This is a genomic window from Rhodococcus sp. 1168 (assembly GCF_002091955.1).
GTDB lineage: Bacteria > Actinomycetota > Actinomycetes > Mycobacteriales > Mycobacteriaceae > Rhodococcoides.
Genome location: NZ_MKKY01000034.1, coordinates 1 through 960 on the forward strand (window position 1 = coordinate 1; position 960 = coordinate 960).

General features: G+C 60.0%; 1 protein-coding gene. It reads right to left on the reverse strand.

The features are described from left to right. Positions 1-960 (reverse strand): AMP-binding protein (locus tag BJI47_RS04350; protein ID WP_139804846.1); only part of this gene is annotated, 960 nt, incomplete at both ends.

Below are 960 nucleotides of genomic sequence, written 5' to 3' on the forward strand. Positions count from 1 at the left end.
GCCTCATGCGAGACCGCCACACCCTTCGGCCGACCCGTCGACCCCGACGTGAAAATCACATACGCCGCATTCGACCCCCGCAACACCGACAACCGCTCACCATCCCCCACAACCTCACCCGAGAACCCCGACACATCCAACGAACCCACATCCACCACCGACACACCACCACCAGCAAACACACCCACATCCCCACCACCAGAAACCAACACCAACACCGGAGACGCCACCTCAACGATGAACCCATTACGCTCGGCCGGCTGATCCGGATCCAAAGGCACATACGCACCACCCGCCATCACCACCGCATACATCCCCACCAACAAATCCACCCCACGCCGCATACCCAACCCCACCAACACCTCAGGACCCACACCCTCACCGATCAACCACCGAGCCAAACGAAACACCCGCTCCCCGAACTCCCCATACGACAACCGCTCACCCTCGAACACCACCGCCACCGCACCCGGAACCTCAACCACCCGATCAACAAACAACGACGCCAACGACACCCCACCGGAACCCGAAACACCCTCCAACACACGAGAAGTCCCATTCCACCCCGACACCACCACATCACGTTCCCCAACACCCAACACATCGATATCACCCACCACAACACGCGAATCTTCGACAACCGCCTCCAACACCCGAACAAACCGCTCCACAAAACCATCCACCGTCGACCGATCGAACAAATCCGTCGCAAACGTGAAGTACCCACCCACACCCAAAGGACGACCACCCTCGTCGTAACGGTCCGTCACGATCAAATGCAGATCGAACTGCGAAATCCCCGTATCGGCGTCCAGACCGGCGACCGACAACCCGGACAACTCCAACGAACTCTGCGCAAGATTCTGGAAAGACAACCCCACCTGGAACAACGGATGACGCGCCGTCGACCGAACCGGGTTGAGCACCTCCACGAGCCGCTCGAACGGCACATCCGCATGC